The organism is Pseudomonas quasicaspiana, assembly GCF_021147825.1.
GTDB classification, from domain to species: Bacteria; Pseudomonadota; Gammaproteobacteria; order Pseudomonadales; family Pseudomonadaceae; genus Aquipseudomonas; species Aquipseudomonas quasicaspiana.
Window position 1 is genome coordinate 61,171 of record NZ_JAGTPI010000009.1, and the last position, 26,848, is coordinate 88,018.

25 protein-coding genes and 2 pseudogenes are annotated in these 26,848 nt (G+C 55.5%); 11 read left to right on the forward strand and 16 right to left on the reverse strand.

The features are described from left to right. Positions 1–14 precede the first annotated feature (14 nt). From KDX30_RS08510 to KDX30_RS08535, 6 genes are all read left to right on the forward strand, one after another. Positions 15–797, forward strand: coding sequence for a hypothetical protein (locus KDX30_RS08510; protein ID WP_231675510.1), 783 nt, complete (start codon positions 15–17; stop codon positions 795–797). A 128-nt stretch (positions 798–925) separates the two neighbouring features. Then, positions 926–1,408, forward strand: a complete 483-nt coding sequence (locus KDX30_RS08515; RefSeq protein ID WP_231675511.1) for a cell division protein — start codon at positions 926–928, stop codon at positions 1,406–1,408. A 42-nt stretch (positions 1,409–1,450) separates the two neighbouring features. Next, positions 1,451–3,886, forward strand: coding sequence for an alpha/beta fold hydrolase (locus KDX30_RS08520; protein ID WP_231675512.1), 2,436 nt, complete (start codon positions 1,451–1,453; stop codon positions 3,884–3,886). A 54-nt stretch (positions 3,887–3,940) separates the two neighbouring features. Further along, entirely contained in the window at positions 3,941–4,885 is a 945-nt protein-coding gene (locus tag KDX30_RS08525) for a DKNYY domain-containing protein (RefSeq protein ID WP_231675513.1), read from the forward strand. A gap of 25 nt (positions 4,886–4,910) precedes the next feature. After that, the gene (locus KDX30_RS08530) at positions 4,911–5,777 is read left to right on the forward strand and encodes a hypothetical protein (RefSeq protein WP_231675514.1); all 867 of its coding nucleotides are present in this window, start codon (positions 4,911–4,913) and stop codon (positions 5,775–5,777) included. Between the two features lie 57 nt (positions 5,778–5,834). Continuing rightward, complete coding sequence (locus KDX30_RS08535) at positions 5,835–6,251, forward strand: immunity 22 family protein (protein ID WP_231675515.1); 417 nt, start codon at positions 5,835–5,837, stop codon at positions 6,249–6,251. Positions 6,252–6,282: 31 nt separating this feature from the next. On the opposite strand, the gene KDX30_RS08540 is transcribed toward KDX30_RS08535, so the two are convergent. The 4 genes from KDX30_RS08540 to KDX30_RS08555 form a co-directional block, all read right to left on the reverse strand. Further along, positions 6,283–6,759: a thioesterase family protein gene (locus KDX30_RS08540; protein ID WP_231675516.1), complete on the reverse strand. Its 477-nt coding sequence runs from the start codon at positions 6,757–6,759 to the stop codon at positions 6,283–6,285. Between the two features lie 92 nt (positions 6,760–6,851). After that, positions 6,852–7,817 (reverse strand): L-carnitine dehydrogenase, encoded by a 966-nt coding sequence (locus tag KDX30_RS08545; RefSeq protein WP_231675517.1) that lies wholly within the window; start codon positions 7,815–7,817, stop codon positions 6,852–6,854. 213 nt (positions 7,818–8,030) lie between these two features. Further along, positions 8,031–8,918 (reverse strand): BKACE family enzyme, encoded by an 888-nt coding sequence (locus KDX30_RS08550; RefSeq protein WP_231675518.1) that lies wholly within the window; start codon positions 8,916–8,918, stop codon positions 8,031–8,033. A 74-nt stretch (positions 8,919–8,992) separates the two neighbouring features. Then, a complete protein-coding gene (locus KDX30_RS08555) occupies positions 8,993–9,937 on the reverse strand; it encodes a choline ABC transporter substrate-binding protein (RefSeq protein WP_231675519.1) in 945 nt (314 codons plus the stop codon). Positions 9,938–10,131: 194 nt separating this feature from the next. Between KDX30_RS08555 and KDX30_RS08560 the strand changes: the two genes are divergently transcribed. Next, the gene (locus KDX30_RS08560) at positions 10,132–11,079 is read left to right on the forward strand and encodes a GlxA family transcriptional regulator (RefSeq protein WP_231675562.1); all 948 of its coding nucleotides are present in this window, start codon (positions 10,132–10,134) and stop codon (positions 11,077–11,079) included. Between the two features lie 52 nt (positions 11,080–11,131). Here the strand turns inward: KDX30_RS08560 and KDX30_RS08565 are convergent, their stop codons facing one another. Further along, positions 11,132–11,842, reverse strand: coding sequence for a hypothetical protein (locus KDX30_RS08565; RefSeq protein WP_231675520.1), 711 nt, complete (start codon positions 11,840–11,842; stop codon positions 11,132–11,134). A 655-nt stretch (positions 11,843–12,497) separates the two neighbouring features. On the opposite strand from KDX30_RS08565, the gene KDX30_RS08570 reads away from it, so the two are divergent. Further along, positions 12,498–13,478: an AraC family transcriptional regulator gene (locus KDX30_RS08570; RefSeq protein WP_231675521.1), complete on the forward strand. Its 981-nt coding sequence runs from the start codon at positions 12,498–12,500 to the stop codon at positions 13,476–13,478. Here the strand turns inward: KDX30_RS08570 and KDX30_RS08575 are convergent. Continuing rightward, positions 13,475–14,308: an NHL repeat-containing protein gene (locus tag KDX30_RS08575; protein ID WP_231675522.1), complete on the reverse strand. Its 834-nt coding sequence runs from the start codon at positions 14,306–14,308 to the stop codon at positions 13,475–13,477. The two genes, KDX30_RS08570 and KDX30_RS08575, sit on opposite strands and share 4 nt — an antisense overlap. Further along, on the reverse strand, positions 14,305–14,715 hold the full coding sequence (locus tag KDX30_RS08580) for a carboxymuconolactone decarboxylase family protein (RefSeq protein WP_231675523.1): 411 nt from the start codon (positions 14,713–14,715) through the stop codon (positions 14,305–14,307). Before KDX30_RS08580 ends, KDX30_RS08575 begins: the two co-directional genes overlap by 4 nt. A 97-nt stretch (positions 14,716–14,812) precedes the next feature. Between KDX30_RS08580 and KDX30_RS08585 the strand changes: the two genes are divergently transcribed. Next, positions 14,813–15,721: a LysR family transcriptional regulator gene (locus KDX30_RS08585; RefSeq protein WP_231675524.1), complete on the forward strand. Its 909-nt coding sequence runs from the start codon at positions 14,813–14,815 to the stop codon at positions 15,719–15,721. Positions 15,722–15,887: 166 nt separating this feature from the next. Here KDX30_RS08585 and KDX30_RS08590 read toward each other — a convergent pair whose 3' ends face one another. The 3 genes from KDX30_RS08590 to KDX30_RS08600 form a co-directional block, all read right to left on the reverse strand. Beyond that, the gene (locus tag KDX30_RS08590; RefSeq protein ID WP_231675525.1) at positions 15,888–16,814 is read right to left on the reverse strand and encodes a sugar ABC transporter substrate-binding protein; all 927 of its coding nucleotides are present in this window, start codon (positions 16,812–16,814) and stop codon (positions 15,888–15,890) included. A 99-nt stretch (positions 16,815–16,913) separates the two neighbouring features. Further along, a complete protein-coding gene (locus KDX30_RS08595; RefSeq protein ID WP_231675526.1) occupies positions 16,914–17,702 on the reverse strand; it encodes a TIM barrel protein in 789 nt (262 codons plus the stop codon). Then, the gene (locus KDX30_RS08600) at positions 17,699–18,721 is read right to left on the reverse strand and encodes a Gfo/Idh/MocA family oxidoreductase (RefSeq protein ID WP_231675527.1); all 1,023 of its coding nucleotides are present in this window, start codon (positions 18,719–18,721) and stop codon (positions 17,699–17,701) included. The genes KDX30_RS08595 and KDX30_RS08600 overlap by 4 nt, the downstream gene beginning before the upstream one ends. 185 nt (positions 18,722–18,906) lie before the next feature. Here KDX30_RS08600 and KDX30_RS08605 point away from each other — a divergent pair, with 185 nt between their 5' ends. Both KDX30_RS08605 and KDX30_RS29690 read left to right on the forward strand, forming a co-directional pair. Then, positions 18,907–20,910: a sigma-54 interaction domain-containing protein gene (locus tag KDX30_RS08605; RefSeq protein WP_231675528.1), complete on the forward strand. Its 2,004-nt coding sequence runs from the start codon at positions 18,907–18,909 to the stop codon at positions 20,908–20,910. A 37-nt stretch (positions 20,911–20,947) separates the two neighbouring features. After that, positions 20,948–21,054, forward strand: a pseudogene (locus KDX30_RS29690) (KUP/HAK/KT family potassium transporter); the annotation flags it as partial. Between the two features lie 97 nt (positions 21,055–21,151). On the opposite strand, the gene KDX30_RS29695 reads toward KDX30_RS29690, so the two are convergent. From KDX30_RS29695 to KDX30_RS08630, 6 genes and pseudogenes are all read right to left on the reverse strand, one after another. Further along, positions 21,152–22,186 carry a methyl-accepting chemotaxis protein gene (locus KDX30_RS29695; RefSeq protein WP_406643799.1) on the reverse strand — a complete coding sequence of 345 codons (1,035 nt, stop codon included), beginning with the start codon at positions 22,184–22,186 and terminating at the stop codon, positions 21,152–21,154. A 90-nt stretch (positions 22,187–22,276) separates the two neighbouring features. Next, a pseudogene (locus tag KDX30_RS29700) lies at positions 22,277–22,807 on the reverse strand (MCP four helix bundle domain-containing protein); the annotation flags it as partial. A 998-nt stretch (positions 22,808–23,805) separates the two neighbouring features. Beyond that, complete coding sequence (locus KDX30_RS08615; RefSeq protein ID WP_319946081.1) at positions 23,806–24,561, reverse strand: NADPH-dependent F420 reductase; 756 nt, start codon at positions 24,559–24,561, stop codon at positions 23,806–23,808. A gap of 114 nt (positions 24,562–24,675) precedes the next feature. Further along, positions 24,676–25,395, reverse strand: coding sequence for a nitroreductase (locus KDX30_RS08620; RefSeq protein WP_231675530.1), 720 nt, complete (start codon positions 25,393–25,395; stop codon positions 24,676–24,678). Between the two features lie 27 nt (positions 25,396–25,422). Beyond that, entirely contained in the window at positions 25,423–25,827 is a 405-nt protein-coding gene (locus KDX30_RS08625; protein ID WP_231675531.1) for a MarR family winged helix-turn-helix transcriptional regulator, read from the reverse strand. A 231-nt stretch (positions 25,828–26,058) separates the two neighbouring features. Then, positions 26,059–26,817, reverse strand: a complete 759-nt coding sequence (locus KDX30_RS08630) for an SDR family oxidoreductase (RefSeq protein WP_231675532.1) — start codon at positions 26,815–26,817, stop codon at positions 26,059–26,061. Positions 26,818–26,848: the final 31 nt, after the last annotated feature.

Below are 26,848 nucleotides of genomic sequence, written 5' to 3' on the forward strand. Positions count from 1 at the left end.
TGATCTGCGTAGACATGAACGGCAAGGATCCGATGCTGGACATTCCCTGGCCAGAGATACAAGGCAACCAGGCTGTATTTATCGAGCGGATTAAACTCGAGCAAGCAGACCTGGAGATTCTGGGCAGCCAGATTGAAAGGGAACTCTATCTGTTTGGCGGCAAAGTCAGTACCGGTGAAGTCCCCCCTGAATATGGTGAATTGTTCTCGGTTCATTACCTGGTCATAGAGAAACAACTGAACAGTGGAACGCTGATTTACCACCCACTCTCACAAAATGGAGAAGTGACGTACAGCCGCAAAGGGGAGGCCACGCGGCCTGTTTGCGTTGACATGATCGAAAAGAAAGACATTCTCTTTCTGCGTCGCCCACCCAGATGGAATGCGTCCGAGGCCAGCATCCCGGCCTGTAACGGACAAATGTTCCATTTCTGTTCACAGGTGTACCTTCCGCAAACCGCGACCAATCGTAAATCCCTGACCTTTGTTACCACCGTGTTTTTATTTGTACACGTGCTGGAGCAGGATGAATTACGGGTGCAGCTTTTCGCTCAGGACACTTCGGAGCAAACCGCTGAAGGGCACTATCGGCTGGAAAGCCAGATGATGCGCTTTGAAGAAGACTACAACGAACCTACGGTTGTTTTGCAGCTCATTCGGGCCGGCAACAAACTCTTCCACGAGTACCTGCTCAATCATCCCAAAGCCAGCAAACAAACACTGGAGTTGCTGGCAGAGCACGGTAAAACCAAAGCGCTCAAAGCCGAGGCCGCTAAAAGGGCGTCGACCAAAACCTGATGCTCTAATGGTGAAGCGGTTACGTCGCAAGGTTTCTCGATCAGCCCCCCGCGCGGGCGAGGGTTAATGTATTTAGCCCGTTAGCAAACCTTTAAATGGCGTCTTCAACGGACGCTGCAGGACGCAGAATGTCGTACTCATTTCTTACTCGCCGACGCTCGTTGGTGATGTGGCTTTATGTGATGGTGTCAGGGCATCTTCTGGCGAGCGTGGTACTTACATGGACCGCTCAGTCTGGCCTGTTCGATAGTTATCTGAGCTCCCTTGAAGAGGTTTTCTGGACCGGCGCGGCGCCGACGTCTGCCCGGGCCCAACAGACGTGGTGGCTCGCCTTGTTTGGCGCGACGCTGCAAAGCTATTCGTTATACATGCTGGCCCTTGTGCACATTGGCAATCGCCAGAAAACCCCGATGGTCTGGGGTTGGCTGATTGCAGGTCTGGTGCTCTGGGCGCCTCAGGACATACTGCTCTCAATTCAAGTCGGGGTCTGGTCGCATCTGTGGCTCGACACCTTTGCACTGCTCATGCTGCTGCCACCTTTGGTATGGCTGTATCGCCATGACCGTAAGCATCAACGTGGCGCCATAGGGCAGGGACCCAGTAATGTCTGACCGAATGCTTCTGAGTCTGGCTACTTTGCCTGAGGCGCGCGCATGAGCAAGCCACTTCTGTATCTCTTAGCGGGCAACGGCAGTAGCGCCGAATGGTGGGACGACGCGCTGCCTCACTTCGAGCACTATCAGGTCACCGCCCTGGAGCTGCCGGGTTTCGGCAGCAACCCTCAACCGCCTTGCGAAGACCTGGCGAGCTACGCCGAGGCACTGCTAGCGGCGACTGTGAGCGGCAGCGCTATCGTGGCGGTGGGGGTCAATGCCCTGCTGGTGATGCATGCGCTGCAACGTCGGCCGGGGCATTTCTGCAGGATTGTCTTGCTGGCGCCGGTGGGTGCGTTTCTCTGGCAACGTCGTCTGCCGGCATTGATGTCGCCACTGCCGATTCGCAAGACCATCCACTGGTTATTGGCCAACAAACCCGCACTGTTTGCCCGCAAATTCTCCCGGCAGACCTGGCCCGCCAGTCACTATCAGCGCATGGGTGACGGGTATGCCCGCTGCCGTGCGTTCATGCCGTATTGGGACTTGTTGCGGGCCGACACCGCGCTGCCTTTGCTGGAGTGGGTGCAAGACCCGATCGAGCTGGTGTGGGGCGATCAGGATGGAGTGTTGGGCATTGAGCAGGCAGCGGCATGGTCGGCTATTCTGGCCCGCGCTGACCTGACCATCAGTTTGCAGCCGGGCTGGGGCCATTATCCGTGGATCGATTCGCCAGCCGCATTTGTACAATGGCTGGAATCGAAGCAGCGCGGGTTTGTCGCCCATACCAAAGGTGGACGCTTGCGTCTGGCCGCCTGCGCCGGGCAACCGGTACCGCCGGCGTTGTCACTGGTACAGGGTGACGATCGCGGCCTGTCTGCATTTCTAGCCAGCCAGCCGGATGCTACCTGGGCGGTGCGTTCCTCCAGCTTTGGTGAGGATCAGGCGGACTCTGCGAACGCGGGCCTGAGCACTACTTTCCTGCGCGAACCTGCGCTTAACGTATCTGCGCGTATCGCCGAGCTGCACGACGCGGGTGTTGAAGAAGTGGTTGTGCAGCGGTTCATCACGCCGGTGCTTTCCGGAATTGCTTTCGTTCGCCACCTGGCCGTCGAGCTGGAGTGGGTCGAGGGCCACCTTGAATCTCTGGCTGACGGCCAGGCAAGCCCTGAACGCGCTGTTATTTCCCGTCTGGGTGAGTCCTGGAGCAGTCACGCGTTCAAGTCAGCTCACGGTTTGACCCAGGAAAAACTCTGGGACTTTCTGCAAGGTGTACTGCGGGTCTTTCACTATGTGCCGGGCGATGTCGAGTGGGCGTGGGACGGCCGACAACTGTGGCTGCTGCAGTATCGACCGATCAGTGATTACGGCTGGCGTCGTCACTTGACCGCGGCCAACATCGCCGAGATCCTGCCGCCTCAGCCCAGCCGTCTGGTGGAGTACGCTCAGCGCCGCGCTGCTGGCAGTATTCCGGCAATCATGGCGCGCTGGGATCCTCGGGTGTTGCAGGACAACGAACCGTTTACCGCCTTGTTCGGCGGTGCTTCCTATATCAACAATGATCTGTTTCTCGCTCGCCTGGCCGACTGGGGCGTTGCCTCCAGCAGCTACGCCGGTGAAGTCGGCGGCGCAACGCCGCACCTGCCTTGGCGGCCCATGCGATTGCTGCGTTCGCTGCTACTGTTCCTGCGCATGCAACGCATCGCGCGCGGGCATTTGCTGACGCTGGAAAAGCAATTGCAGCGTTTTGACCGGGAACTCAGCGCCCTCCAGGCACAAGATGCTGATGGCAGGCAGTTTGCCGACTGGTTCACCCGTTTTTATGTGTTCGTGGTGCAGGGCAACCTGTGCATTGCAACCGCACTTGCCAGCAGTGGCGGCGACCTCTTTGGCCGCCCGCCGACCGCTTACCATGACCTTGAGCACTGTCCTCATCGCTTGCCGTGGGAAACTGATCCGGCTACTGCTCGTCCGCCTTTGACAGACCTGCCGTTGCAGCCATTCCCGACATGGTCGAGCGCTATAAAACTGGCGCATTGCGCCGGTTTGCCCGGTCTGCGTGGCTATTATCTGCAAGTGCGAGAGTGGTATCGCGACAATCTGATGAGGGTGTTTTTTCGTCTGCATCACGCCATGCCAATGACTGAACGAGCTTACTGGTTTGAGCCGCACGCGGATGTTCGCAACCGTGCTGGCAGTTTTTGGCAGGACGGCAGTGAGGGAACCGAACACGCCGCCGGGTTCATGATTTATCCGGGGCAAGTGCAGGGTGTTCTGGGTGAGGATATTTTGCTCGAGGACACTCTGGACCCCGGGCGTCACGCTCATTATCAGAATGCCCGTGCGGTGATTGCACGCATGGGAGGGCGTCTGTCACATGGCTCGACCCTGCTGCGTGAGCTTCGTAAACCCTCGGCGGTGATGCCCGATGTCGACCCCGCGTGGCTGGGGCGCGAGGTGCGGTATGTCGATGGTGCATTAACGCTGGTCGAGTGAACAGGCGCGCCACCCCTTGGCGGCGTCAACAGGTTGCTGTGCATGGAGCAGGAAATGCCAAACAGAAGTCGTGCCCTGGAACGCTGTTCGACGGCGCAAATAGTGGTGCTGTGTTTTACGTGTTGTCTGCCGCTGACGAGTCAGGCGTTTGAGACGTTCAGCTGTACCGAAAGCTGGTTTGATACGACCTTTGCCGAGACCTTCGCGAACCCTCGCCCACCTGATCGGGAGCGCGACTGTTCGAAGGAGAAAGATGCTGTGCGAAAAGACAGTTTCCAGATCGTTGATGGCCGCGTGTACTTGGGTGCAGTGTCCCGCGAGCGCGAAAGCCCCTGCAGCGGTACAGGCGTTGGATCAGTAGCGCAGGGGCTCAACCCGGTGTGTTACCTGCCTGCCAGGTTGCAAATCCACGAAACGTTCGAACGACGCACATTCTGGTTGCTCAGTACCGATGCGGCACACTTTCGAGTCGCACGCTCCAGTCAGGCTGGCTTGACGCCTGATCAGGCGAATCAAGTCGCTGCTTACTCAATGGACAGCACCACGGTATATCTCGGTGCTACCCGGATTGAAGGCGCCGATCCCAAGAGTTTTGAAGTCATTTTTCCTTTCGGTGACTATTCAGCGGTCAATCTCAATGCCAAAGATAAGTTGCAGCGCTACTCGTATGCCAGGGATAACCAGCATCTTTTCATTGGTGAATGGTCGCTCCCACCCATCGACCTCACCAAGGTTGAATGGCTGAGCGGGCACTGCACCGGGGAAATAATGGAGTGCCAGAACACCACCTACGCCAAGCCACTGGTAGGTAAAGTCGGGAACGACATCCTGTTTCTTTACAAGAGCGCGCGTCCTACGCTTTTTCGTAACCTCGCTACTGCAGATTTTGAATTGTCGCGGGAAGGTTTCAAGAGCCATGTCATCAGTGGTGGGAAGCGCTACCTGATTGAACACGGGTTCATGGAAGAAGCGAAGTTGGTTGCTCAACCGCAAGGTTGAACCTAAGAAAAGAGGCGTCTAAACAGTGAAAACAATCAAGTGGGTTGATGATGCCGTGCTCGTTGTTGAAGTGGCTGAGGGTGTTTATACCCTTGCCCAGATGCGAGAACATGGCTTGATGGAGTTTTTTGACACCTTCAGAACGGTCGATGAATGGGAGGGCATTGATTTAAATAACAGTCCCATTCTGTTCTGCCTCTTTATTGCCTCCAAGCCGGTCAAGAAACTTTTCCTGCGTTTTTTAGCCGCAGATGAAGTGAAGGTCAATGAACGCCCGATACTCAAAAAAATGCTGAGTTTCAGATGGGTCTCAGAGGACACATACACCGCTGACCTCATAGAACTGAGCGACCGTTACTCGAGTATCGGGGCGAGGGTGCTGAAGTCTGATCTATGCCCTGAGAAAGACCTTGAGATCATTGAAAGTCATGACTTCTGCGGCGTTGCCGGCGACCCGGTCAAGCTGCAGGAAAGGCTACGGTTTTTTTACGACACGGGGATCAACTGGGATGACAGCAAGCAATTTATTTTTCCGGCACTAAAAACTCCAGAGGCGCTGCTTTTGTCTCGCAAGAAAAGCGCCGAGGCTTTGATATCTGCACCGGATGTAAAAACCGGACTTCAGTTGCTGGAAGGGTATGAAGAACTCCTGGCTAAAATCTATCCTGTGGTCTCTGCACTTTATGCTGAAGTGCTGAAATTACAGGGTGCTGATGCGGCTGATCGCGCGCTGCCGCTGTTCAAAAACGCGGTGCTGCACATTAACCAGTTTGAAGATGAGATTGAAACGGTAGAGCGCGAGTCCCTGATGGAGGTTCTGTACCAATTAGGGGAAAGAGTCGGCCTGTCCAGAGACACTGAGTTTCTCGAGCAGTGGCGCGGCGACTGGTAGCGGCGGGGCGGTTCAATGTTCGAAAAGCCCCGGCGCCGAACATACAAAGGTGCGTCAATGATCACGTACGATTTAGATAATTATGACAAGGTCCATGTGTGGCTAGGCACTAGCTTTGCGCCCGAAAGCGAATATCAAAGATATTTTGAACTGGATTACTCCACGGAAGATGGCTTTGATGACCCTGACTACCGGGTCTGCGGGTTCTGTAAGGATGTGGGCATCAAATGGTATGACGAAGATTTTATCGGCATCATCACGCGGCGCGACAACCTGGTCACGGTTGATGAAATCCTGCAGGACGCTCCGATTGATGCAAGTGATTGGGAGAGAGCCAAGGCTGCCTGCGCAGCCTTGGGCATCACCGAAGCCAACGCGATTTTCTGGTACACCGACGGTGATGGTGTAATCAGCGTCCCACCTGAAAATAGTTATAACGGTTTACGCTATCTTGGGTTGTTCGAAGGGAGCTGATTATCGGGCTGTGGTTTGCATGCAAACCTCCTCAAACTTTTGCGTGCAAACCAATGACCCGGCCGAGGAGTGCAGGCTTCGGCAGATCGGACTGTTCAGCGCTTATAGCGTCCAGTCTTTCCCGTGTGGCCTCTGTAAAAACTGTCGCATGCGGACCGGCCAGATCCACGTGTAACAACATCTGCTCATTGCCAGCCAGCTCAGTATCATTTCCGACCAGATGTAGGCTGTGATAGAGATGCAGGCGTTTGGCGTCGTGGGCGATCAATTGGGTATGCACCTCAACCTCGGCGCCGAGTTTGACTTCGTGCAGATAATTGAGGTGCAGTTCCAGAGTGAACAGCGAGTGACCGCTTGCTTCGCGGTGATCACTGTCCAGGCCCAGAGCATCCATCAGCCCGTCAGTGGCGTAGCTGAAGATCAGCAGGTAGAACGCGTCGCGCAGGTGGCCGTTATAGTCGACCCAGGCGGGTTCAACTTGGGTGGTATAGGTGGTCAGTGCTGGCATGTCGGCGATTCCGGGTCGGTGCTCGGGCAAATGTGGGAGCCGGCTTTGCTTGCGTTAGTGATACACAACTCACCGCCGCCAGCTCCCGAGGGTTATTCGGCAAAGGTCATGCCGTGCTTGATTTTGGTAGTTTTCACCGCCTCCAGCACGGCGAGCAAACAATCATCACGGTAGCGCTCCAGCTCTGAAATACTGCGTTCACCTAGCTGATCACTCGTGCCGTCGACCACATCGTCGATCAGTTTTTCGGTCAGATCCGGCGCAGTCAGGTAGGTCCACGGCAACTGCAACGCCGGGCCGAACTGCGCCATGAAGTGACGCATGCCCGCGTCGCCACCTGCCAATGTGTAGGTGAGAAAGGTGCCCATGAACGACCAGCGCAACCCGGCACCGAAGCGAATCGCGTCATCGATTTCGCCGGTGGTCGCCACGCCGTCATTGACCAGGTGCAGCGCCTCGCGCCATAGCGCTTCGAGCAAGCGATCAGCGATAAAGCCGGGGACTTCCTTACGCACATGCAGCGGGCGCATGCCGAGGGATTCATACACCTTGATCGCCGCTTGAATAGCCTCCGGAGCGGTGTTTTTGCCGCCCACCACTTCAACCAATGGCAGCAGGTACACCGGATTGAACGGATGGCCGACCACGCAGCGCTCCGGATTCACGGAACCTTCGTAGAATGCACTTGGCAGCAGCCCGGACGTACTTGAACCAATCAACACATTCGGCCTGGCTGCCGCGCTGATCTTGCTGTGCAAATCCAGTTTCAATTCCAGGCGTTCCGGGGCGCTTTCCTGGATGAAGTCGGCGTCTCTGACACATTCTTCGATAGTGGCGACAAAGCGCAAGCGGGTCTGGGATGCACCGGGCGCCAGGCCCTGTTGCTCCAGGGCGCCCCAGGCATTGGCAACACGTTTGCGCAGCGCTGCTTCGGCGCCGGGCGCGGGGTCCCAGGCGACCACATCCAGGCCATGGGCGAGGGCGCGGGACACCCAGCCGCTGCCGATGACGCCGCTGCCGAGCGCGGCGAAGGTTTTGATTTCAGTGATAAAGCTCATGGCGACGTTCCTGAAGAGTTCGGTGATCAATGTAAAAGCCGACCCGGATAAGGGAGTTGGCTTGTATCTGATCTGGAATACTTTCTGGAGCTCACTAGCATTGCGAGGCAGCGATGGCGGTGGGTCAGACAGGACGCCATCGCTGCCTCGCGGTGCTCGTGAGCTCCTACAGATCCTGTGTTTTCTGCGCAGCGAGTCAGGTCGCGGCAGGCGTCAGCCGCGCTTGGTAAGGCCCATCCTGATGCGGCCTTCCGCCGGGGTCATGACCCGAGCGCCAAGGCGGCTGAGGATTTCACCGGCGCGTTCCACCAGTTGGCCATTGGTGGCAAGCACGCCCTTGTCCAGCCACAGGTTGTCCTCCAGGCCGACCCGCACGTTGCCGCCCAGCAATACCGCTTGCGCGGCCATCGGCATCTGCATGCGGCCGATGCCAAAACCGGCCCACACCGCCTCGGCGGGAAGGTTATCGACCATGGCTTTCATGGTGGTGGTGTCGGCCGGTGCGCCCCATGGAATACCCAGGCACAGCTGGAACAGCGGGTTATCGAGCAGCCCTTCCTTGATCATCTGCTTGGCGAACCACAGGTGGCCGGTGTCGAAAATTTCCAGCTCAGCCTTCACGCCCAGTGCCTGGATACGCTTGGCACCGGCACGCAATTGCGACGGAGTGGACACATAAATAGTGTCGCCATCACCAAAGTTCAGGGTGCCGCAGTCGAGGGTGCAGATTTCCGGCAGCAGTTCTTCGACGTGGGCCAGACGCGTCAGCGGGCCGACAAGATCGGTGTTGGGACCGAACTCCATCGGGTGCTCGCCGCTGCCAATCTCCAGATCGCCACCCATACCAGCGGTGAGGTTGACGATAATGTCGATATCGGCCTCCCGGATACGCTCCATCACTTCGCGGTACAAGGCCACGTCGCGGCTGAATTTGCCGGTATGCGGGTCGCGCACATGGCAGTGCACCACCGTCGCACCTGCTTTGGCGGCCTCGACTGCGGCTGCAGCGATTTGTTTGGGCGTGACCGGTACGTGAGGGCTTCTGGCGGTCGTGTCGCCAGCACCGGTGAGTGCGCAGGTGATGATGACGTCGTGGTTCATGGGGTTGGCTCCTTACAGACGTGGAGATGCCGTTCGCGGTCAGGGATGACCGCGAAACGGGGGTTCAAATCAGGTTATTTACTGCTCAATTGAAGGTTCGCCGCTGCCGGTTTACCGTCGAAGGTGGTGACGCCTTCCAGCCAGCGCGCCAGATCTTTCGGATTATCCTTGAGCCACTGCCTGGCGGACTCGAGTGCGTCCTTGTGATCCAGTATCGGCTGCATCATCCGGCTCTCGTCCGCGGAAGTGAACGTCAGGTTGGTCAGCAATTTGTGCACGTTGGGGCACTGTTCGGCATAAGTCGGCGAAGTGACGGTCCACACGGTGGCCATGCCCTCGTTGGGTCCCAGAGCGCCGTCACTGCCGTTCAGGTACGTCATTTTCAAATTGACGTTCATCGGGTGCGGCGCCCAGCCGAAAAATACCACGGCTTCCTTACGACGCACGGCGCGGTCTACGGCGGCGAGCATGCCGGCTTCGCTGGATTCCACCAGCTGGAACTTGCCCAGGCCGAACTGGTTTTTGGCGATCATCGCCTTGATCTGCGTATTGGCGCCTGAACCCGGCTCGATGCCGTAAATCTTGCCGCCCAGCTCCTTCTCGAATCTGGCAATATCGGCAAAGGTCTTCAGGCCCTTTTCTGCAAGATAGTCAGGGACGGCGAGGGTGGCGCGGGCGTCTTCCAGACTTGGTTTGTCGAGGACCTTGACTGTCTTCGCCTCAACGAACGGGGTGATGGTCTGGGTCATCAGCGGATTCCAGTAGCCCAGGAACAGGTCCAGGCGCTGGTCGCGGATGCCTGCGAAGATGATCTGCTGGGAAGCGCTGGTCTGTTTGGTCTTGTAGCCGAGGCCGTCGAGCAACACTTGGGTCATGGCGCTGGTGGCGATGACATCGGTCCAGTTCACCACGCCCATGCGCACGTTCTGACAGGATGCGGCATCCGCTGCCATCACGTTGGAGCTCAAAATAGCGGTGACGCTGAGTGCAAGTACGTTACGGCTGAACAGTCGGTTCATGGTGGGGCCCTGGGCAGATTGTTATTATGGATTTCGGCGTCTTCGTGCGCCGTGAGATCAAGTTACGCGGCCTGACAGGCGACGAAGCGCACGGCGGCGACCGGCTTTTGCACTACGGCGACCTGCCACCCCTTGAATCCGCCCATAACCGGAAGTATCACAGCGTCACGATGCCGGTCCGACGAGAGCGCCACATGGCCCAGGATTTCTATTTTTTGTTGATGCCGGGCTTTTCGGCCATCGGCTTTATCTCCGCTCTGGAGCCGCTGCGGGTGGCCAACCGCTTTGGTGGCGAGCTATATCGCTGGCACGTCTTGAGCGCCGACGGCGGGGCGGTACTGGCGAGCAATGGCATGTCGGTGAACGCTGACGCGGCGCTGGTGCCGCTGGAAAAAGACACAACCTTGCTGGTGGTGGCCGGCTTTGAACCGCTGCAGTTCGTCACCCCGGCCCTGGAGCAGTGGCTGCGTCGGCTCGACCATGAAGGCGTGACCCTCGGTGCCATCGACACAGGTGCCTGCGTGCTCGCCAAAATCGGCTTGCTCGAAGGCTATCGACTGACCCTGCACTGGGAGGCCATCGACGCGTTTAAAGAATCCTATCCACGGCTCACCGTGACCCAAGAGCTGTTCGAGATCGACCGTCGCCGCATCACCTGCGCTGGGGGCACCGCGTCCATCGACCTGATGCTTGACCTGATCGCTCAGGCCCACGGTCCCGAGCTGGCGATTCAGGTGTCCGAACAATTCGTCCTTGGCCGCATCCGGCCGCGCAAAGACCACCAAAGGATGCAGATCGCCACGCGCTACGGCATCACCAACAAGAAACTGGTTCACGTGATCGGCGAGATGGAGCAGTACACCGAACCGCCCCTGAGCACGTTGGCGTTGGCCGATGCGATCAAAGTCACCCGACGCCAGCTGGAGCGCCTGTTTCGTCTGCATCTGAACGACACGCCGAGCAACTTCTATCTGGGCCTGCGCCTGGAGAAGGCTCGGCAACTGCTGCGTCAAAGTGGTCTGAGTGTGCTGGAAGTGAGCATCGCCTGCGGGTTTGAATCACCGTCGTATTTCACGCGCAGTTATCGAGCAAGGTTTTCGAAATGCCCGAGGGAGGATCGGAGGCGGGAGGTGGTTGGGTAAAGGGGAGAAGACGCCTGGCTCAGGTTGACCGTGCTTCTAGAAACTACCAGCATCACGTCGGAGGGCTGAGTGAGGAGGGTTTGCTAACGGCGGCTGTCCTGTTCAGCCAAAGCAGAACGATTGTGAGGGAAGCGGCCACAGTCAGCGTTACCCACATGATGATCAAAAAGTTGAATGTGACCTTGTTGTTGAGTTCGCGAAAGACACCGAAGGCGAAAGCGGTGTACCAGGAAACACCCGAGACTGCACCTGATACGAGAAATAAAATAGCCCTTTTAAGGGAGGCGCCATGTAACAAAGGCCGGCTCATATCGCGCAATGCTTCTGGCAACACAAACGAGTGGATCATTAAACCATTGATAGTTAGAACTATTACCACCACTACCTTCGCCCAAAGTTTAGGGTTATCAAGTTTCCCCGGCGATTCCTCAGCGTATAACGCAAGCAAGCCAAGGCCTGAGAACCACAAGAGGCAGAGCCCGATGGTGACCGCATGGCTGATGAATTCAAACAGGCGTCCTGCCTCAATCGGCAGGCAACCCTTACGCATCCACCGGATAATCCAGAAGTCCAGCATCGTCGCGCCACCAAGACCCAGGCACATGCCGAGCAGGTGTATGCTTAAAAGCAGTGTCAGAACCTTTAACTGTGGGAGTGGATCGGGTAATGAGATGCTTAACGAGCGTGTATCTGCAATCGAGTGATTGCAGATAAAGAGCGCTAGTAAACCGCCGATAATCATGAGCGATGTTGATGACTTCATTTATTGCGGCCTCTGGCCAGCGGTCTTTTTGGGGACGTGCCTGGTTATTTTTCTTAAGAAACCTATTTTGATATTTAACCAATGCTGTGACCATGAATCGTCGTCGCAACAGGGCTCCCCTTAATGCTCCATTAGATGCCAGTAAAAGACGGGCCTCTGAATGGCTGTTTTAATCCACGGGTAAGTTTGCGATGAGGCATGAAATAATGAGGGTGGCGACTATAGCTTCACCTCACTCGGGGTAAGAACTGAGCCTTGCTCAGGAAGACCAAACCCCTAGAACAGGGAGGTGTCGTACAAAGATAGTGCCAATCTGCGTGTCGCCCATGCCAAAGCGTTGAGGCGTCATGTATCTCATTTTATGCGACCCCACGTTAAGGGGCAGGTCTGCGCGCACCAACCGTCCTTGCGTGCGCATCACGCCACCGGGCTCTCATTGAATAGTTAAGAAAATTTCGTCTGTCCATCAAACTGTCCTTTCGCGACTGAGATTTCAGCGGCTCATCAACGCCGGTATTCACGATAGAAGTTAGAACAAAGAGGATTGGCCCGGTGCCCCTAATGCGCCCTATTTTTTGCATAATCCTGCCTATACACTTGTGCTGAGTTCGTACCCTCAGCAGACTCGTACATTCCGTTATCAGGGGCGTATGTGATGCCGAATGGTTACTTCTCAAAGGTCCGTTTCGAACTTGTGCATCCTGCGACCTCGCCTGAATCCGGAGGGCCAGATGAACGACTCCAGCCCCTCGGACGACTTATCGACAAAGTTGTTTGGCATATTGGTTTGAACGAGGTCTGCAAAACATCGATTCCAGGCCTGACCTTTTATCGTATGGCCGAACTGGGTACGCCCACGTACTGCATTTATGAGCCTTGTGTCGCCATTATTTTGCAGGGCGCGAAAGAAATCACCTTCGGCGAGCAGGCATGTGAGTTTTCGCCAGGGACGTTTTTCGTCACCTCGGTCGATGTTCCTACGCTGGCTCTGGTCACCGCTGCAAGTGAGCAAACACCCTATTTATCTTTAGTGTTGAAGCTCGATCTTGCCATGCTCAACGAAGTCATCCAGGCCCAGCCACCAATGAAGCAGGAGGTGAGATCAGAAGCGCGAGGTTTCGCATCCGGGCCGGCATCAAGTGAAATGCTCGATGCATTCCTTCGACTGTCAGCGCTGATTGAGAAGCCGCTTGAAGCGGAGTTGATGTCGGACCTCATCAAGCGGGAAATATGCCTTCGGCTGCTACTCAGTAGTGCAGGGCAGTGGTTGCGCAGCGTCACTCGCGATGGATACCGTGACAAGGGGGTCGTGAGAGCCATTGAGTGGTTGAAACTTCACTATGACAAACCTCTGCACGTGGCCGAGTTCGCTGAACGATCAGGTATGGCCAGCTCTACTCTGCATCACAATTTTCGCAAGCTGACAGGAACAAGTCCTGTGCAGTATCAAAAATCGTTAAGGCTGCAGGCTGCGCGCAGCATGATGTTGACCCACAGCGTAGATGTGAACACTGCTGCGTTTCGGGTGGGCTATGAAAGCGTCGCCCAGTTCAGCCGGGAATATACCCGGCGCTTCGGAGCCCCACCCTTGAGAGAGGTTAAGTATGCAAGGGAACATCTTGGAAAAATCGACTAGTCAGCAATCAAAATCCGATAAATAGCCCCATCACCCCACGCGGCAGTGAGCAAAGATTTACCGTCAGGAGCAACAGTCAAGCCGACCGGAATTTTAAAGCCATCGGCGACACTACGGGACTCTCCATTTGCGAGGATTTCACGGACAGTCGTGCCGCCGTAATCAACTGCAAATACGCGACCCTTAGCGGTGATTGCAACTCCAGGGCCTGGCGTTCCGAATTCCTTCCCGGCTTCCACACGTTCGCCGTCCGGATGAATTATCGTTATTGCGCCGCCAATATTTGAAACGACATAACCGCCATCCTGGGTCTGGACAACTCCGACGGGCGTTTGCAGGTCGTCAATGACGCTCTCCAATTGCCCGGTTTCGTTGACGACGAGAATTTGGTTGGTACTCCGATTGGCAATCATCAAACGTCCTGCGCGATCAAAGCCGATTCCCGCAGGCGTTGCCAAGCCAGACACATATACGCTCCGAGCGCCTTGGGGCGTGAAACGATAGATTTCGTCACGATAATAGGAGGCCACATAAACCGTGCCGTCCGCACCTATTGCCAATCCAGAGGGCCCGGAAAGACCTTCTGCAAACGTCGAGCGCATACCGCTCGGGTTGATCCTGGAAACACGCCCGGCTCCCCATTCAGCAACATAAAGATTACCCGCTGAGTCGAATGCCATGCCCACCGGAGAGCTGAAGCCATCCCACAACTTGGCCGGTTTGGCTGCGAGTTGTGTCACAGGTGCAGCCGACGCCACTACGGTGGTCAATGGCATCGCAACAAGGGCGACGACCCCTCCAGCAAGAAGTACGCGAAGAATAGCGTTCATAACGCGCTTTGCTCTTTGACGCAGCCACCCGACTCGGCTCGGTTGGCAAAAACCTCCTTTGCTGCGAACAAGCCATTGAGTGCTGCCGGGAAACCCGCATAAACAGCCATTTGCATCAGGACTTCGACAATTTCCTCCCGTGATGCTCCGACGTTTAATGCGCCATGGATATGCACTTTCAGTTGGGGCGCAGCGTTGCCCAACGCGGTGAGCGCCGCCACGACTGCGAGTTCTCTTGTTTTAAGATCCAGGCCAGGCCTTGAATAGATATCGCCGAAGGGAAACTCAATGAGCAGCGTTGCAAAGTCTGGCGCAATATCACTCAAACTCGAGATGACCTGCTCGCCAGCTTCGCCGTCGATTTCCTTGAGCTTTGCCCAGCCGCGCAAATAACGTTGGTTGTCCATGTCCGATTACCTTTTGGAGTGTTGATGCAGGGCAGAGGTCAACCCTATGTCTCAACCGGCAACGCATCCAATACTGTTTCCGTGATACCTTTTCGGTATGACTAACCCAATCGACCTGCGGCAGCTTCGCTATTTTCTGGCCGTCAGCGAAGAGCTGAACTTCGGGCGTGCGGCGGCGCGCTTGCACATCTCGCAGCCACCTTTGAGCAGGCAAATCCGGCAGTTAGAAAATCAACTGGGTGTAGATTTGTTTCACAGGAACAACGCAGGGGTAAGCTTGACGGAAGCAGGAGCAGCTTTTTTACCGGAAGTGAGACTTACACTGGCTCAGGCGGACAAAGCAGTTGCAGTAGCAAGAGCGACAAGAAGCGTCGACGGCGGACAGTTTGTCATTGGCTATACAACCGTCTTCGACCGCAGCTCGATTCCCGATATGTCCGAAGATTTTCGCCTTCGCTTCCCGAACTGGCGGCTCGTTACCAGAGGGAAACACTCGATAAGCCTCGTTCGAGACATCAAGAATGGCGGGGTAGATGCTGCGTTCATCGAATTGCACACTGAAACTCAGGGACTGATGGTAGAAATCGTCCATGAAGAGCCTCTGGTTGTTGTCTTACCCGCTGATCATCGGCTGGTCAAAAAGCGCCAGCTTGGGTTTAACGATCTATGCGGCGAGACGATGTTTTGGTTCGAGCGCCGACTTAATCCAGGGTTTTACGACCACTGCCAGACTTTTTTTGACCACAATAATTTCAAACCCAATATCATCCCCGAACCGCCGGATCATCACATTCTGTTAGGGCTGGTTGCAGAGGGGAAAGGCTTTGCACTTATCCCGATGTCGTTACGAAACGTCAAACGCAATGGTGTCGTTTTTCGGACGTTGAAGGCCGAGTTCAAACAACTATCGACGGGTATCGCCGTAGCCTACCTGGAGCACAATACTTCGCCCATCCTGAGTAAGTTTCTTGAAATGCTGAGGGGGCAGCGCTCGACCTCCATATGAAGTAGCAGGATCTACCCCGCATCGCGTAGAAGTGCCGCGAGAAACGATGTGTATTCACGGCGTGTTCATACGCATTGATGCGTCAGTGTCCAGCATGCCTGTCTCAACGAAAGACGCCGCTGATCTCAGGCTAAGAGAACGCGGCGCCAGTGGTTAGCGTTTGCGACTACTTATAGTGTTGCTCAAACACGGCCACTTGTTCGGGCGTAATCAACTGAAAGGGCACCCAGACATCCGTCTCGACTGGCTCACCTTTGATCATTTTAATGGACGCCTGTACTGCGGCGTTGGCTTGGGCTTTGGGATCCTGAAAGACTGAGGCGACCAGCATTCCGCGTTTGATCGCGGCCAGGCCGTCGGGCAGACCATCGATGCCGACAATCGCAATTTCGCCCTTGGTTTTGCCAGCCTGCTGCAGGGCCATGGCGGCACCGATAGCCATTTCGTCGTTGTTGGCGACAATGGCGTCAAATTTGGTGCCTGCCAGTAACCAGTTGCTGGTCAGGTCCATGCCTTTGTTACGTTGCCATTCGGCGCTTTGTTGTTCGACTATCTTGATGCCGGGGTAGTCTTTGAGCACCTGCTTGACGCCTTCGGTGCGGTCATGCGTAGCGTTTTGCGCAAGGTCACCCATGATGATGGCGAGGGTGCCTTTGCCACCTAGTTTTTCCGCCAGGTAGCGCATTTGCAGCTGCCCAGCCTCAATGTCATTGGACGCCACGGTGACCACGCCTTTAGGCAGGACGCGCTCGTCCGGATGGCGGTTGACGTAGACCAGCGGCGTCTTTGCCTCAACGGCAGCGCGGGTCAGGTTGGCGGTGGCGGCGGTGTCCACGGGCAGGACGATAATTGCGTCGACTTTTTGGTTGATAAAGCCCTGAACCTGGTTGAGCTGGCGCACCACGTCGCCTTGGGCGTCCTCGAACTGGACCTGTACGTTTTCTTTTTTTGCAGCGTCCTCCAGGCCGCTGCGCACGTAAGTCATGAAGTTATCGTCGACCCTTGCGATGCTCACGCCGATGCGATAGCTGGCGGTGGCCCATTGGCTTAAGAGAAGCAGCAGAGTGGCGAAAAGCAATGTGCGGCGACGCATGATAGTTTTCCTTTTATTGTTATGAGATGAAACTCATCAAGATCAAACCTGAGGACGGCCGGCGCATTTTGGATCAAGTCCCGGGCGCGCTATTGGCCCTCAATCCAGCGAGAAGGCTTGCCGAAAGCGTTCGAGTGCTGCTTCGCTGTCGCCGCTGGCCCAGCCTTCGAGCCCGACGACACCGCTGTACCCCATGCCAAACAATGCTTTGGCAATGGCCGGATAATGGATTTCACCGGTGCCCGGTTCCATGCGCCCGGGAACGTCAGCGACCTGGATTTCGCCGATGGCACTGCCCGCACGCTGGATCAACTCGATCAGGTTTCCTTCGCCAATCTGCGCATGGTAAAGGTCCAGATTCATCTTCAGATAAGGGCTGTCCACGGCCTCGATCAGCGCCAGGGTATCGTCGGCGCGAGCGAATGGCGTGCCTGGATGGTCCACCTCAGTATTGAGGTTTTCCAGCAGGAACACGCGACCGGCGTCCTCGCCCAGACGAGCGATTTTTTCCAGTGTCTTGCAGGCGCTCAACCACATGCGGCCGGTAACCTGGGCCACGGGTTTGACCGGCAAGCCCTGGTCGCCCAGGCCGGTGCCATGCAGGTTGAGGCTCGGGCAGTTGAGTTGCGCGGCAACAACCAAGGATTCCCTGGCGCTGTCGAGCAATTGCCTGCTGTCTTCGGGGTCGGTCAAGTTGCCCGAGATGTAGCCGGTCATTGAGGTGAAGTCCGCGCCGGTGGCGGCGAGTGCGGCAATGTCCTTGCTCGTCCAGCTCCAGATTTCAGCGCTGAAACCCAGCGCATGGATGCGTTTGACGCGCTCAGTGAATGGCAAGTCGAGAAAGACCATTTCGGCACTGACGGCCAGTTTGAACGGCGTGAAGCTCATGACCGCGCTCCCTCGACGCGCACCGCTTTACCTTGTTGGAACGACTCGATGCACGCGCGGGCAATTGCCAGTGCTGCCCGGGCATTTTCACCGCTGGCGAGTGGTTTTGCGCCGGTACGCAGGCAGTCTGCAAAGTGGTTGAGTTCGGCCACATAAGCATCACGCAGCAGGTCAGTGTCCAGGCGCTGGGTGTCGCCCTGGATGCCGTTGGCCAGATAGCGAACCAAGTCTGAGTCATTGACGCCGCCCATGGTCAGCATGCCCGCGCTGCCGAACACTTCGCCTCGGACATCGTAGCCATAGACTGCCTGGAAATTCGCTTCGGCCGTAGCGATAGCCCCGTTGTCGAATCGGATCGTGACCACCGCGGTGTCGAGAAACCCCTTGTTCTTGTAGTCCGGTGCAATCAAGGCATCGGCCATCACGAACACTTCGATGGCTTCTGCACCAGGGTTGAGGTAGCGCAGGGTATCGAAGTCATGGATCAGGGTTTCGAGGAAGATCACCCACTGCGGCGAGGCGGCGGGATTGTTCAAGGCCGGATCGCGCGTCAGCGAACGCAACAGCTGCGGCGTGCCTATCCGCCCGGCGACCACGTCCATATGGGCAGTACGGAAGCTTTTCGCAAAGCGACGGTTGAAGCCGACTTGCAGCGTCACCTGCGCATCGGCCGCAGCCGCTATGGCGCGGTCGGCTTCGTCCAGGGTGATAGCCATCGGTTTTTCACAAAACACACCTTTGCCTGCCCGGGCCGCGCTGATCACTAACTCGGCATGGCTGCGGGCCGGGGCAGCGATCAGCACGCCGTCGATATCCGGGTCGTCGAGCAATTGCTGTGGGTCGGTGTACACCTGCTCTACGCCCAGCTCAGCGGCGAGGCGAGCCGCCTGGCCAGATGTCGGGTCGGCAATGGCCGCGAGGCAGGCACCAGGGATATGCAGAGCGGCAGTCTTGCCGTGGAAGCTGCCCATACGGCCAGCGCCGATGAGGCCTAGGCGGAGGGTCTTGGATGCACTCATGAAATGACTCCTTTTTATTGTTGTTCAGTAGAAGCGTTATCAATGCTGCAATGGAAAGAGCAAAGCCTGTGCCAATATTCAAACCATTGATAAATAAAGGAATAATAAAATAATCATCAAAAAAGTGTTCATTCTGATGACATGTCTATAATGACATGTCAAAAATATGAACATATGGGCAGCTGATGAACCCACAGCCAATAGCTTTCAGCGTACAAGACCTTGATTACCTCACCGCGCTAGGCCCGACGTCGCTGAGCGAAGGGCCGATTGCGGCGCTGGATAACGCCTGGCTGGCTTGCCTGAGCGGATGCACCGATCAACCTGGTGGGGTGCGACAGGTGATTTGGGACTCTTGGCAACGTAGCGTAAGTGCAGGGCTAGATGCTAAAGACGGGGAGTACCGCTTTGTTACTCCCGCTGATCTGGAGGCAACCCTGGCAGCCAATCGAGTGTTGATTGCCGCAGCCGCAGAGGTTATGCGTGGCTTACTGGCGTACAACCCCAGGGGCCATATCAACCTGACCGATGCCGAAGGCACAACGCTATATTTTTGTGGGCTCGACCTCACGCCTGTTGGCAGTCGCTTGCTGGAGTCCGTACAAGGCACCAATTGCACTGGCCTGGCGCTGGCCGAAGACCGATTGATGTATGTGCTAGCCGAGGAAAACTTCGGCAGCGACCTGCGTCGGCGTCGCATGCATTGCGCTGCTGCACCGATCCGCGATGCCCAAGGCCGGACGCTGGCCATGTTGACCCTGACCGCCGAACCCGGCTGGTTTCATTTTCACACGCTGGGCACTGTGCAGGCCGCTGCAGAAGCGGTTTCGCGGCATATGGCATTGCAGGCTTTGCTGGAAGAGCAGCAAACCGTGCTTGAAGTACTCAATGAAGGGCTGGTGGTGCTGGATGAGCGCGGCTGTATCAAAGCTCTCAATCGTTATGCCCGACAATTGTTTCGCGTGGGTCGCGACCTGTTGGGCAGCCCGTTCCAGCGTCTGGGCCAGAGCGAACTGACCGATGAGATTCTGCTGCGCGGCGGGGAAGGCCTGAGGGATCTGGATTGCACGTTTGAGCTGCATGATCGCAGTCACCTCGCGTGCCTGGTCTCGGTATGTTCACTGGAGCAGGGCGGGCGCATTGTTTCGCTGCGCGAGAACCGCCGTATACGGGAAATTACCCGGCGGATAATTGGCTCTCAGGCCAGCTACACCTTTGACACCATTCAGGGCAGCTCCCGCGCGATTCAGGATGCTTTGCACCTAGGTCGGATCGCCAGTCGCAGTGATTCAACCACACTCATTTTGGGCGAAAGCGGCACCGGCAAGGAGTTGTTCGCCCAAGCCATCCATAACGCCAGTGAACGTTGCAACGGGCCATTCGTAGCAGTGAATTGCGGAGCCATTCCGCGAGATCTGGTGCAGAGTGAATTGTTTGGTCATGTCGAAGGCGCGTTCACCGGATCGGCCCGTGGCGGATCGGCCGGCAAGTTTGAATTGGCTGATGGCGGCACGATCTTTCTCGACGAAATCGGTGATATGTCTTTTGATGCCCAGGTCAGTCTTTTGCGCGTCTTGCAAGAAGGCGAAGTGACACGGGTGGGGGCAAAGCAATCTCGGCAAGTGAATGTCCGCATCATCGCGGCGACCCACCGCAACCTGAGCCAGGCGGTGGTGGATGGCGCCTTCCGCGAGGATCTTTTCTACCGGCTCAATGTACTGAATTTGACGGTTCCACCGCTGAGAATGCGCCGCGAAGATGTACCGGTCCTGGCACAGCATTTTCTCGATCGTTGTGCTCGCTCGCTGCGTAAGTCCGTGCAGGGTATTTCCCCGGAGGCGCTGGATATTCTGTGTGCCTACCACTGGCCCGGAAATGTTCGAGAACTGGAAAATATTATTGAACGGGCGACCAACCTGGCCGACACCGAGCGGCTCCAGGCCATAGATCTGCCGCTCGAAATCAAGCAAAGGCAGCGGCCTTCGGTGCCAGGACGTGCGCCTGAACCCCAAGCTGCGCCGGACCTCGGAGCGCACGAAATGAACGCGATCATCAACGCACTCAAGGCGAGCCACGGCAATATCCGGGTGGCGGCCAAACAGCTGAACGTGTCCCGGGGCGGGCTGTACAACAAGATGAACCGGTTTGGGTTAAGTGCTGATGAGTTTCGCTCGGCGCCAGAGCGTTAAGGGGATAAGCCACGCTTGCCAGTATCAACTGCACTTTTGGAGGGAAAGCCTTTTCGCATTCATGCTGAAGAATGCCAACGGAAGCTTGAGGTACTTCAATTTCTCGATTAACCCTTTGATTGAGCGGGTACTCAAGTCGAGATGGAAATCTCTAAAACCCAAGCAGCGCTGTTGGGGGGCCAGCTAGCCCCCTTAATGACTGCCGTTTACTGGCTACATAGCTCGCCACGCCAAATTCATCTCAAACAAGCCTAAATCTTCCGACAATCCCACTTAAATCTTCAGCCAGTCGTGATAACTCGTGGCTAGCACTGGTCGTCTCTGAGGCACCCTTAGAGGATTGGAACGACAGGTCGCGGATGTTTACCAGGTTCCGATCAACTTCTCGAGCGACATGCGCTTGTTCCTGTGATGCGCTAGCGATAACTAAATTCAGACCGTTTATTTCGCTTACAGCTCCGTTAATTTTGCTGAGGGCTTCGTTCGCGCCTTTTGCAATTACTAATGTACTTGCGGCCAGCTCCGTATTCCCTTGCATAGAGCCTACGGCCCGGTCAGTCCCGTTCTGAATACCGGTGACCAAGCGTTCGATTTCGCTAGTTGATTGTTGCGTACGATGGGCCAACGCGCGGACTTCATCAGCTACAACGGCAAAGCCTCGGCCCGCTTCACCTGCTCGCGCCGCCTCGATGGCAGCATTAAGCGCTAACAAGTTGGTTTGCTCGGCAAGGCCACGAATGACGTCTAGCACTTTTCCTATGTCACGGGATTGGTCGGCTAACTCGCCAATCAGTTGAGACGTTTTACCAATATCCGTGCCCATATTGTCGATAGCCGTAACAGTTTTTTTGACCAGGGCAGAGCCCTCTTCGGCGGCAGCAGTAGCGCTGCTGGATGAACGGGAAGTGTGTTCGGCGTTGCGAGCAACTTCTTCTACAGCACTGGTCATTTGATTGACGGCAGTCGCCGCCATGTCAATCTCATTTGCTTGCTTTTGCAGGCCATTAGCACCTTCTCGAGTGACGCTTGTGAGTTTTCCTGCCGCGGTCGAAAGTTGGTTGGCCGATGACGCGATTTCCTGCAAAGTTTGGCGCAGTTGCTGTTGCATGTTGCCGACGGCTGCGGCAACGCTGCCTGTGTCGCCTGCCACCACGTCGAGGTGATTACTAAGGTCGCCTTGAGCGATTGTGCGGGTAAACTCAGCAACTATACTCGGCTCACCGCCAATAGACCGCAGGATACTTCGCGTGGTCATCAGTGTGAGGATCACGCCCATTAAAGAGATAAGCAGCGTTACGGCGATGGCGATATTGCGTATTTGACTGGAGTAGGCTACCTGCTCCTGAAACCGAAGCTCTGCTTGGCTCTTGCCTCGTTCACGCAATTGCTGGAGCGCTCCAAAGACTTGCTCGGCAAACGGTTTAACTTCTTCGCGATTGATTTTGGCTGCTGCAGGGATGTCGCCTGACTCAATGACTGTTGTCTGATGGCGCATGCCGTCACGCAACTTTCTATAATCGCTCTGTAGTTTCTCGAATGAGTCGCCGCTTGTTGTCTTGTTTCCTTTGTCAGTTAATTGGTCGGTCAGGGTCTCGATCCTGGCGAAGGCACTTTCGTTCTGTGCTTTCCATTGGGGGATCAGCACTGGGTCGCCAATGGCGATCATTCGCAGGATATTGATGTCTACGCGCGTCAGCGCACCATCAATGCTGTTTACTACTTCTGTCGCTAGAAAGTCCTTATTAAATAAATCATCGACATTGTCGGTTGATGTCTTGAGGGCTTTAATCATGAAAACAGATAATGCAAAAAACACGAAAATTATGGCAAATGTCGAGAGCATAAGGCGTCTTTTGACGCTAAAGCTTTCGCTAGCGTCAATTTTCTGATTTATCATGGAGTACCCCTGATGACAAGCCTGGAACTGCGGAGGGAGCCTTAGCCTTAGCCTTAGCGGCTTTAGTAGTATCGGCCGGCTTGTATAGGTCTTGAGGAGGCCTAGCGTCGCACCGTGCCAGATAGTAGAAATAAGTTATTCGTCCACTGATACGGCACCCGTCGTCTGATTTATTCACTCGCTCGTTGCGTCGGCATCCGCATGAGGATGCTGAAATGCTTTGCTTTCAGAAAAGCCGCGTCTAGCCAGAGAGTTCTACAAAACACTTGAATCAGCGCCAATTCCTCTAAGGGAGCACTGGCGATATGCGATTTGGCGCCGGATGGGTTTCAGCACATCATCACCATTGCTGAGCACGGCATCCAGCTCATCGCTAGTAGTGATTGCTCAATAATGATCTCATGGCCGCCTTGAAAACTTATGCGCTGAATTAAAGCTTAGTCACGAGGGTAGGGGCTGTTACTATCGGGTGAGCCTGAATTTCAGCAGCTCATCAAGGCAGGTGCGCTATGCTAGTTTCACTCCCAAATGAATCCCCTTCATTTGTAGATGCGCTTAAGCTAGGTACAAATCAGACATCCGCAGCCGATGCATATACCTTCGCTGCTACAGCTTTTCTCTCACTTCAGGATTTGGTGGTTCTCCAATCGGCACATATTGTTGAGCTCAACGCGACTCTCGCAATCGCCTTGGGCTTTCTTGAAGGGGAGCAGCGCCAACGAGGCTGTAGCCGAGATTCAGCCACAGGGACCTAGCAGTAAGATAGGAAACCCACTAAGAATCACCGATTTACTTACCGGCTTGTCAGCTCTTGAAAGGGACCCTCAATGAGGGCCTTTCTTCTCGCCGTCCACCTTGCCATGGCAACGCCATGTATCCTGAACTCCGCCGAGTCGGCAAACGAGCGAGATCGCTTAGTCGAGCATGAGATCAAAACGCTCGGATCGTTTTGAAGTTCTCCACGTCGGTTTGGCAATGAGAGAGCTTCATCCCTCCAATCAGGCCGTCATGGCGCGATTGGTAGCAACAATTTGCTCATGGGTGAACTGGCTCCCCGGTGCCATAAACTTTGCCATAAGTGCGTCTCGGTTTTGAGGGGCTCTGTCCTTGTCCGCCACTTGCAACGCCAATTTCAGCTGCGACAGTGTCAACTCGGTGCAGTAAGCGGGTGTACCTGGTTGCTGACGCCATGAGTCTTCAAGGTCTCCAGCAGCGAGCGCGATAAAGCCTGTATCTTCAACAAGACCCTGCGCGACCGTCGCCGCGTTCAAATTCCCCCCAGCTACAGGCAGCGCTATACGCGTTGGCGATCCTTCTGGTTGGCCTTTGTCGGCAAGGGTCGCTGCGAGGACGGCGTTCCATGCCTTGACAACCGGGTGACCAATTTTCTCGCTGACCCAAACGCTTTCCGGCATGCCGTCATCGACCTCCTTGATCGCCCCATCACGCGCTGGATAATAATTGGACGTGTCGATGACGACGGTTTTCTCCGGAACATTGCTAAAGGTCTGTTTGAGATCAGGGTAGCTTGCAAAGGGGATCGAGAGGATAACGACATCGACCTCGGACACCGCCTGTTCCTTAGTAACCGCACGTACGCCGATTTCGTTGGCAAGGTTCTGAATGCTTTGCGGGCCCTTTGAATTCGCCAGCTTAACTTCGTGGCCGCATGCAGCGAGCTTACGGGCGAGGGTAGCGCCAATATTACCAGCGCCGATAATTCCGATTTTCATTTCAATAACCTCGTTACCTATAGCTAATAATTCAGTGACTTCCAGACTGATTGCTCGAATGAGTTGAGCGCATCAAGAGCCTCTGCAATTCAGGATTTGCACTCATGTCGCCTGACTCAGTTAGAGATGAGTTATTCAACAGTGAAAGGTGACGCTGTCGGTAATCGCCACACGATCCATATGCATGCGATTGCCTGGAGCGCTCTCGTCCGGGTAGCCGAATGAAATCCCAAAAAGCATTTTCATTTCTTCAGAAATTCCCAGCGCTTCCCGGATCGTAGCGGCATAGAATCCAAGGGATGTTTGCGGGATGCCGCCTAATCCACGTGCAGCAAGAGACAGTAGAAAGGTCTGCCCGTACATACCAACATCACCAGCAGTTCGAACACTGTCACCAAATACCGGCATGAATAAAAAAGCCGCTTGGGGAGCATTGAAAAAGGACAAGTTCAAGGCTGCCGCACGCCGGCGCCCGTCTTTGTCTTCTCGCATCACCTCCATAGCTTCGTAGTAGGCTTTGCCTTGTGCATTCTTACGATCTCCATAGACACCGTAAAAAGCATCCATATCGAACGAAAAGTCTGGGGTGAATTCGCCTGCATTATTTTTCGCATGGAGAACTTGCGAAAGCTCTTTCAGTTTCTGGCCACGAACGATGTGCACATTCCAAGGCTGTGTGTTGCAGTTGGAGGGAGCGCACTGAGCATCCTTGAGCACTTCTTGAATGATGTGATCGGGCACAGAAGTGTCAATAAACCCACGGAATGAGCGCCGGGTACGAGCCGTTTTTTGAAATCTAAGGGTGGCATCTGCTGCTGTATCAGCATCGAATCTAGACGTTGAAATAGCCATCATTTCCTCTCTTTACAGACGTGAAAATATTCAGTCGGTTGCCGGATGACCTAGCGCATCGAGTGTTTGCCGAAGCTCATCGATACCTTGCTCATCAAGCTGGCAAGCTGACTTGATCTTGCTAGTGATTCCCCGAATGTCAGCTTCCAGCATGCGGCTATTTGGCGTCAGGTCGATCATCACGCGGCGCTCGTCGGCAGGATCTCGTGTCCTACTGACAAGATCGGCAGCCTCAAGCCTTTTCAGTAATGGCGTTATGGTTCCAGCGTCCATCGCAAGCCGAGTTCCGAGGGCACCCACCGTTAACGGGGAGCCATTTAAAAGCTCGAGGATGACCAGGTACTGCGGGAAGGTCAGGCCTAACGGCTCCAAGTAAGGTTTGTGCAAACGCACCATCCGATTAGCCGCTGCATAGAGCGCAAAAGATAGCTGCATACCACGTGTTTCCGATTGGAGGTCATTAAATAGCTCGCTATTGTATAGTGCGCTATATGTTCGACAAGACAATCTCCACTGTCAACCGCCGTTGCTTGCCTTCGACGAATGGCTTGTCTAATCAAGTCAAATAGGGAATGCATACCGAGGGTGTGAAGGGGGCGCGAGGTCAGGTAGGCAGATGCGATCTGGCTACCTGAGCGCGCGAAGCGCTAATTATAACGTCGCGTCTCATTCCGCCGGTGGTTTGTACCCCGCCAGCATTTTCAATACGTCACCATGTGATCCGCTCGCTTCAGCAAATCGTAATGGCTTCGCGCGTTCGACGACGAGTTCATGCGGGGTCGGAGAGATCTTGAGCAGTTCGAAGATTTCATCCAGAAACTCCTCCAAGGGCATAGCGTTTTCATCGTTTTCCTGCCCAAGCAGTGTGGTACGTACCCCTGGCGGCGCAAGCTCGATCACTTCAACCGACGAATCCTCAAGTTGCACTCGAAGACTTTGAGTGAACGAGTGAACTGCCGCTTTGGTTGCGCTGTAGGTCGGTGTAGCTGGCAGCGGTACGAAGGCTAACGCCGAGCTGACGTTCACTATCGTTGCATCGGGCTGCTTGATCAGATGTGGAGTAAATGCGTAAACCATACGAATCGTGCCGAGTAAGTTCGTTGTCACGATTTCCTCAGCTGTGCCAAGGCTGTCCGGATCAGTTAAATCCTCCCAAAGCATGATTCCGGCGTTGTTTATGAGAACGTTCAGGTTCGGATGGCTGATCGCTAGTGCTTCGCTGCTACTCTGAATGGATCGCGGATCGGCTACGTCCAGCACTACCGATTCAACACCCGGATTTTCCGACGTGATTTTGTCGAGCAGAGCCTTGCGACGTCCCGCGATGATTACTTTGTTGCCCGCATTGTGCAGCCTGAGGGCCAGACCAAGGCCGATGCCTGAGGTGCCGCCAGTAACCAGAATCGTGTTGCCAGTGCTGTTCATAGTAAACTCCAGAAACGTCGTCTAAGCGGAC